Origin of the sequence: Streptomyces palmae, assembly GCF_004684805.1 — a bacterium.
Classification (GTDB): domain Bacteria; phylum Actinomycetota; class Actinomycetes; order Streptomycetales; family Streptomycetaceae; genus Streptomyces; species Streptomyces palmae.
Genome location: NZ_SRID01000353.1, coordinates 1 through 7,187, shown reverse-complemented (window position 1 = coordinate 7,187; position 7,187 = coordinate 1). Strand labels below are relative to the sequence as shown.

4 protein-coding genes and 1 CRISPR repeat array are annotated in these 7,187 nt (G+C 70.8%); of the genes, 1 reads left to right on the top strand and 3 read right to left on the bottom strand.

Annotated elements, in window-relative coordinates; genetic code table 11:
• Positions 1 to 533: 533 nt before the first annotated feature.
• Together E4099_RS26400 and recD2 are read right to left on the bottom strand one after the other, a co-directional pair.
• Positions 534 to 1,823, bottom strand: a complete 1,290-nt coding sequence (locus E4099_RS26400) for a citrate synthase (protein WP_135341631.1) — start codon at positions 1,821 to 1,823, stop codon at positions 534 to 536.
• A 151-nt stretch (positions 1,824 to 1,974) separates the two neighbouring features.
• The gene (gene recD2 / locus E4099_RS26395; RefSeq protein WP_135341630.1) at positions 1,975 to 4,368 is read right to left on the bottom strand and encodes an SF1B family DNA helicase RecD2; all 2,394 of its coding nucleotides are present in this window, start codon (positions 4,366 to 4,368) and stop codon (positions 1,975 to 1,977) included.
• Between the two features lie 326 nt (positions 4,369 to 4,694).
• Positions 4,695 to 5,743: direct repeats of the CRISPR family, unit length 29 nt; unit sequence GTGGTCCCCGCGCATGCGGGGGTGGTCCC.
• Between the two features lie 127 nt (positions 5,744 to 5,870).
• On the opposite strand from recD2, the gene E4099_RS26390 reads away from it, so the two are divergent.
• Positions 5,871 to 6,782, top strand: coding sequence for a ribokinase (locus E4099_RS26390; RefSeq protein ID WP_135341629.1), 912 nt, complete (start codon positions 5,871 to 5,873; stop codon positions 6,780 to 6,782).
• A gap of 147 nt (positions 6,783 to 6,929) precedes the next feature.
• Here the strand turns inward: E4099_RS26390 and E4099_RS26385 are convergent.
• The coding region (locus E4099_RS26385; protein ID WP_135341628.1) for a TIM barrel protein at positions 6,930 to 7,187 on the bottom strand (258 nt) is incomplete at its 5' end.

Sequence of the window (7,187 nt, the reverse complement as noted above, 5' to 3'; positions counted from 1 at the left end):
CACCGACCCCGACCCAACCCCCGGCATGCACACTGCGTCACCTGGGGGCGCGGCGAACCCCTGGGCAGCCTTCACGCTTCCCATAGAGATTCACCAAACCCTCATAAGCCGCACAACACCTATACGTCAGCGGCTGGATCTTCAGATTGAACCTCTTGCCCTCTTACGTCTCCATATGGCAAGAGACGTAGATCACAGTCATTCGGGGGTAACCATTCAGGGGGGTCGAGAGTCTAACTCTGCGGTTGGCCGGTCTTGGGGGACTTTCCAACCACGCGTAGCCGGGGCGACGTACTCGGGGAGCTTTGAGCGGCCCTCCCGTACGCGTCCCGGCAGGTCGCGGCCGTGGAGTGATCCACGGCGCACAGACGCCCGGCCGGATCCCGTGGGGGGAATCCGAACCGGGAACGGGAAGCGCCCCGCTCCGACCCGTGGGGGGATCGGTAGCGGGGCGCTTTTCGCACTCAGCCACTACGGCCGACCGGGGTCGGCCCATCAGCGCCAGGCGGCCCGGCTCGGTGAGCCGGTCGCGGTCAGCGCTCCTCGACCGGGACGAAGTCGCGCTCGACGACGCCGGTGTAGATCTGGCGCGGGCGGCCGATACGGGAACCCGGCTCCTTGATCATCTCGTGCCACTGGGCGATCCAGCCGGGCAGCCGGCCGAGCGCGAAGAGCACGGTGAACATCTCGGTCGGGAAGCCCATGGCCCGGTAGATCAGACCGGTGTAGAAGTCCACGTTCGGGTAGAGCTTGCGCTCGACGAAGTAGTCGTCGGCCAGCGCGTGCTCTTCCAGCTTGAGCGCGATGTCCAGCAGCTCGTCGCTCTTGCCGAGGGCGGAGAGGACATCGTGCGCCGCCGACTTGATGATCTTCGCCCGGGGGTCGAAGTTCTTGTAGACGCGGTGCCCGAAGCCCATGAGCTTCACGCCGTCTTCCTTGTTCTTCACCTTGCGGATGAAGGAGTCGACGTCGCCACCGGTGGCCTGGATGCCCTCCAGCATCTCCAGCACGCTCTGGTTGGCGCCACCGTGCAGGGGGCCCCACAGGGCGCTGATGCCCGCCGAGATGGAGGCGAACATGTTCGCCTGCGAGGAGCCGACCAGGCGGACCGTGGAGGTGGAACAGTTCTGCTCGTGGTCCGCGTGCAGGATCAGCAGCTTGTCCAGGGCGCTGACCACGACCGGGTCCAGGTCGTACTCGGCGGCCGGCACCGAGAAGGTCATCCGGAGGAAGTTCTCCACGTAACCCAGGTCGTTACGCGGGTAGACCACCGGGTGACCGACGGACTTCTTGTACGCGTACGCCGCGATGGTCGGCAGCTTGGCCAGCAGCCGGATCGTGGAGAGGTGGCGCTGCTTCTCGTCGAACGGGTTGTGGCTGTCCTGGTAGAACGTGGACAGCGCGCTGACCACCGAGGACAGCATCGCCATCGGGTGGGCGTCACGCGGGAAACCGTCGTAGAAACGCTTGACGTCCTCGTGCAGCAGCGTGTGCGTGGTGATCTCGCCACGGAACGCCGAGAGCTGGTCGGCGGTCGGCAGCTCACCGTTGATCAGCAGGAAGGCCGTCTCCAGGAAGGTGCTGCGCTCGGCCAGCTGCTCGATCGGGTAGCCCCGATAGCGCAGAATGCCCGCTTCACCGTCCAGGTAGGTGATCGCGGATTTGTACGCGGCGGTGTTGCCGTAACCGGAGTCCAGGGTCACCAGACCGGTCTGGGCGCGGAGCTTGCCGATATCGAAGCCCTTGTCGCCGACAGTGCTGTCGACCACCGGGTAGGTGTATTCGCCGTCCCCGTACCGCAGTACTACAGAGTTGTCGCTCACGTCATCCCTCACCGACGTCTGGTTCTCTTCTTCGAGGTGCCCTGACTCCCCCTACCTTCCCCCATTTGGACGAGGAACGTGCACTCGGGGTCGGCCAAAGGGCCTATTGGCGGCACTCAGTGCCGTCACGGTGCCCATCCTGCCCCTTTCCTCACCGTTCGAAAACCCATCGGACGCCATCGGCTGCGCCGCCCCCACCGCCGCCGAGGGCCAGCCGGTGGTCCAGCGCGGTGCAGCGGCGCCCCGCCGAGACGGTGCGCACCGCCTGTGCCAGCGCCCGCCGGGAGCCCACCAGCACCACCAGGCGCTTGGCCCGGGTGACGGCGGTGTACAGCAGATTCCGCTGGAGCATCATCCAGGCGCCGGTGGTCACCGGGATCACCACGGCCGGATACTCGCTGCCCTGGGAGCGGTGGATGGTCACCGCGTAGGCGTGCGCCAACTCGTCCAGCTCGTCGAAGTCGTAGTCGACCTCCTCGTCCTCGTCGGTCAGCACGGTCAGGCGCTGTTCGTCGTTGTCCAGGGCGGTGACCACTCCCACCGTGCCGTTGAAGACCCCATTGGCGCCTTTGTCATAGTTGTTCCTGATCTGCGTGACCTTGTCGCCGACGCGGAACACCCGGCCGCCGAACCGGCGCTCCGGCAGATCGGGCCGGGCCGGGGTGATGGCCTGCTGGAGCAGTGCGTTGAGCGCGCCCGCCCCGGCCGGCCCGCGGTGCATCGGGGCCAGCACCTGGACGTCCCGGCGCGGGTCCAGCCCGAACCTGGCCGGGACGCGGCGCGCGGCGACGTCCACCGTCAGCTTGCCCGCCTCCTCGGTGTCCTCCTCCACGAACAGGAAGAAGTCCTGCATGCCCTGGGTGATCGGCGGCACACCGGTGTTGATCCGGTGGGCGTTGGTCACCACCCCGGACTGCTGGGCCTGCCGGAAGATCCTGGTCAGCCGCACCGCGGGCACCGTTCCGCCGGCCGCCCGGCCCCCGCCGTCTGAGCCGTCCGAGCCGCTCGGGCTTCCCCCGTGCGGGCCCCCATGCGGGGTGCCCGAGGTGTCCCCGTCCGGGCCGTCCTTGGGCTCCCCCGCCGACTCCCGGCGCGCGGCGCCGCTGCCGGCCAGCAGATCCCGCAGCACCTCGCCCGCTCCCACCGAGGGCAACTGGTCCACATCGCCGACCAGCAGCAGGTGCGCGCCCGGCGCCACAGCCTTGACCAGCTTGTTCGCCAGCAGCAGATCCAGCATGGACGCCTCGTCCACCACCACCAGATCGGCGTCCAGCGGACGGTCCCGGTCGTACGCGGCGTCCCCGCCGGGCTTGAGCTCCAGCAGCCGGTGCACCGTGGAGGCGTCCGCCCCGGTCAGCTCGGAGAGCCGCTTGGCGGCCCGACCGGTGGGCGCCGCCAGCACCACCTTCGCCTTCTTGGCCCGGGCCAGCTCCACCACCGAACGCACCGTGAAGGACTTGCCGCAACCGGGCCCGCCGGTGAGCACCGCGACCTTCTCGGTGAGCGCCAGCCGGACCGCGTCCCGCTGCTCGGGGGCGAGGTCGGCGCCGGTCCGCTTGGCCAGCCAGCGCAGCGCCTTCTCCCAGTCGACGTCCTGGAAGACGGGCATCCGGTCCTCACTGGTGCGCAGCAGCCGCAGCAGCTGCCCGGCCAGGGAGACCTCGGCGCGGTGAAAGGGGATCAGGTAGACGGCGGTCACCGGCTCTCCCCCGTCGCCGCCCGGCACCGTCTCCCGGACCACCCCCTCGGGGTCCTCGGCCAGCTCGGCCAGGCAGTCGATGACCAGCCCGGTGTCCACCTGGAGCAGCTTGACCCCGTCCGCGATCAACTGCTCCTCGGGCAGGTAGCAGTGGCCGTTGTCGGTGGACTGGGACAGGGCGTACTGCAGACCGGCCTTGACCCGCTCCGGGCTGTCGTGCGGGATGCCCACCGACTGGGCGATCTTGTCGGCGGTGAGGAAGCCGATGCCCCAGATGTCGGCGGCCAGTCGGTAGGGCTCGTTCTTCACCACGGAGATGGAGGCGTCGCCGTACTTCTTGTAGATGCGCACCGCGATGGAGGTGGAGACCCCGACCCCCTGGAGGAAGACCATGACCTCCTTGATGGCCTTCTGCTCCTCCCAGGCGGCGCCGATCATCTTGGTCCGCTTGGGGCCCAGCCCCGGCACCTCGATCAGCCGCTCCGGCTGCTGCTCGATGACGTCCAGGGTGTCGATGCCGAAGTGCTCGGTGATGCGGTCGGCGATCCGCGGCCCGATCCCCTTGATCAGCCCGGAGCCCAGGTAGCGGCGAATGCCCTGGACGGTGGCCGGCAGGACGGTGGTGTAGTTCTCCACCGTGAACTGCTTGCCGTACTGCGGGTGGGAGCCCCAGCGCCCCTCCATCCGCAGGGACTCGCCCGGCTGCGCCCCGAGCAGCGAGCCGACGACGGTGAGCAGGTCACCGGATCCGCGCCCGGTGTCGACCCGCGCGACGGTGTAGCCGTTCTCCTCGTTGGCGTAGGTGATGCGCTCAAGGACCCCCTCGAGCACCGCGAGTTTGAACATGCCCCGACGTTACTCCGGCGGTGTGACAGCGCGGGTCGCTGGCCGCGGGCGTGGGGTGGTCGCCGGAACGGGGTGAAGGGGTTCGCTGGGCGCGGGCTGGGGTGGTCACCGGCCGATCGGCCGTTACGCTGACGGGCGGTGCGCTACGGCTCGCGCCTCGGCGGTCCACCCGGCCTGGGAGGTGGGGTGGAGGGCCAAGGCCCGAAGGTTCGGAGTGGAGGGTGAGCATGAAACCGGGGCATGTGCCTGCTATTTCCTTTTGGTCCGACTCCCAGGAAGTGAGTAAAAACGGGCTGCGGCCGCGATAACGTCCCAGCTCAGCTCCTGTGATCCCCGCGCACGCGGGGGTGGTCCCGGCGAAGCGATCGTGCCTGTCTCCGAAGTTCTGTGATCCCCGCGCACGCGGGGGTGGTCCCCTGGTGGGCGAAGTCTGGCTCCGGCAGGGGCAGTGGTCCCCGCGCATGCGGGGGTGGTCCCTGGCCGACCGCACCGGCATGAGCCGGTCCGCGGTGGTCCCCGCGCATGCGGGGGTGGTCCGAACGATGAACGAGCCCCTCAAGGACCAGCGCAGTGGTCCCCCGATCGGCATGAGACGTTCAACGGTGGCATCGTGGTCCCCGCGCATGCGGGGGTGGTCCCTCCCGTCTGTCCCGGGCGGGCTCCTGGACTGGGTGGTCCCCGCACACGCGGGGGTGGTCCCGTGGTGGACGCCGGCCACGCGGAGAACCACCCGTGGTCCCCGCGCATGCGGGGGTGGTGGTCCCACCAGGCCCCCGGCCTGCCTCACCCGAGGCGGGTGGTCCCCGCACATGCGGGGGTGGTCCCAGCTAAAGAAAAAGCGGAGCGCCGCGCACGTCGTGGTCCCCGCGCATGCGGGGGTGGTCCCTGCCGATCCCGGAGGCTGGGCAGGACATGAAGGGTGGTCCCCGCGCATGCGGGGGTGGTCCCGGTGTCCGGCCTGGCGTCGACATCAAGTCGCGGTGGTCCCCGCGCATGCGGGGGTGGTCCCGGTGTCCGGCCTGGCGTCGACATCAAGTCGCGGTGGTCCCCGCGCATGCGGGGGTGGTCCCGCTCGACGGCCGCGCGTCCCCGTCTCGTACTCGTGGTCCCCGCGCATGCGGGGGTGGTCCCAGGGCGTCGGCGCGCTCCCGCGTCGGCGGGTGGTGGTCCCCGCGCATGCGGGGGTGGTCCCGAGCCCCGTGCCTGCCAGCGGAGGCGAGCCGCGTGGTCCCCGCGCATGCGGGGGTGGTCCCGTCTACCGGCCTCTGCGGGCCATGGCGAAGCTGTGGTCCCCGCGCATGCGGGGGTGGTCCCCCGAGGTCCAGCGAGTACTGGTTCGAACTCGTGTGGTCCCCGCGCCTGCGGGGCTTGTGCCAAGGCGGCTGGGCACGGGGCGATCGGGGGCCTTGGTCTCGTGATTGCGGGGAGGATGCCGGTACGAGGTCAGCGCTGGCAGGCATGTCGGTGCTGGGCGCAGCGGGCGCGTGGGAAGGGTGGCGTGGATGCGGGAGTTCGATCTGGTTGTGGTGGGGTCGGCGAATGCCGATCTGGTGGTGGGGGTGGAGCGGCGCCCGGCGGCCGGGGAGACCGTTCTCGGGTCCGATCTGGTGGTCCACCCGGGCGGCAAGGGCGCCAACCAGGCGGTCGCGGCGGCGCGGCTGGGGGCCCGTACTGCTCTGCTGGCGCGGGTCGGGGACGACGCGTACGGCCGGATGCTGTTGGACGGTCAGCGGGCCGCCGGGGTGGACACCTCCGGGGTGCTGGTGGGCCGGGTGCCCACCGGGGTGGCGCTGATCACCGTGGACTCTTCGGGCGACAACGGCATCGTGGTCTCGCCCGGTGCCAACGCCCGGCTCACCCCCGCCGACGTACGGGCCGCGAGTGGGCTGCTGGCGGCGGCGCGGGTGGTATCACTCCAGTTGGAGATCCCCCTGGAGACGGTGGCGGAGGTGGTGCGGGCCGTGCCGCCGATCACTCGGGTGGTGCTCAACCCCTCGCCCGTGCCGCCGACCGAGCTGCCCGCCGAGGTGCTGGCGGCCTGCGACCCGCTGGTGGTCAACGAACACGAGGCGCGGGTGCTGCTCGGGGAGTCCAGGGGCGTCGGGGACACGCCCGGGGAATGGGCGGCTGCGCTGCTGGCGCTCGGGCCGCGTTCGGTGGTGGTGACCCTGGGGGCGGCGGGCGCGTTGGCCGCTGACCGGCAGGGCGCGGTCCTGGTGCCCAGTCCTCGGGTGACCGCGGTGGACACCACCGGAGCGGGCGATGCCTTCACCGGGGCGCTCGGCCACCGGCTGGCCGCCGGGGACGACCTGCCGACGGCGGTGCGGTACGCGGTCCGGGTGGGCGCGGCCTCCGTGACCCGGCGCGGGGCGCAGGACTCGTATCCGACGGCGGCGGAGGTCCCGGCCGGGTGAGGAGCCGGGACCCGGGTACGCCTTGGTTTCAGTGTCGGTCTGGCGGTGTCGGGGAGCGGGACGGGGCCCCGTACGCACCTTGGTCTCAGGCTCGGTCTGGCGGCGCCCGCGAGCGGGCCGGGCCCCGGGTACGCCCTGGTCCGAGGGTCAGTCGTGTGGCGTGGGGGTCAGGACATGGGCTCGGTAGCGTTCGATGACCTCGGCCAGTACCTCGGTGCCGTCGCGGGCCCAGAGCGCGGGGTTGAAGATCTCCACCTCGATGGGCCCCCGGTAGCCCGCGGCCGTGACCTGTTCGCGGAATCCCCGCAGGTCGATGGAGCCGTCGCCGAGCCGGCCCCGCCCCAGCAGTACGCCCTCGGGCAGCGGGGTCACCCAGTCGGCCAGTTGGCAGGCGGCGATCCGACC

Bases quoted from the DNA above. Each gene is read 5' to 3' on its own strand.
- recD2 (WP_135341630.1), bottom strand. From the start codon at position 4,368: ATGTTCAAACTCGCGGTGCTCGAGGGGGTCCTTGAGCGCATCACCTAC.
- E4099_RS26390 (WP_135341629.1), top strand. From the start codon at position 5,871: ATGCGGGAGTTCGATCTGGTTGTGGTGGGGTCGGCGAATGCCGATCTG.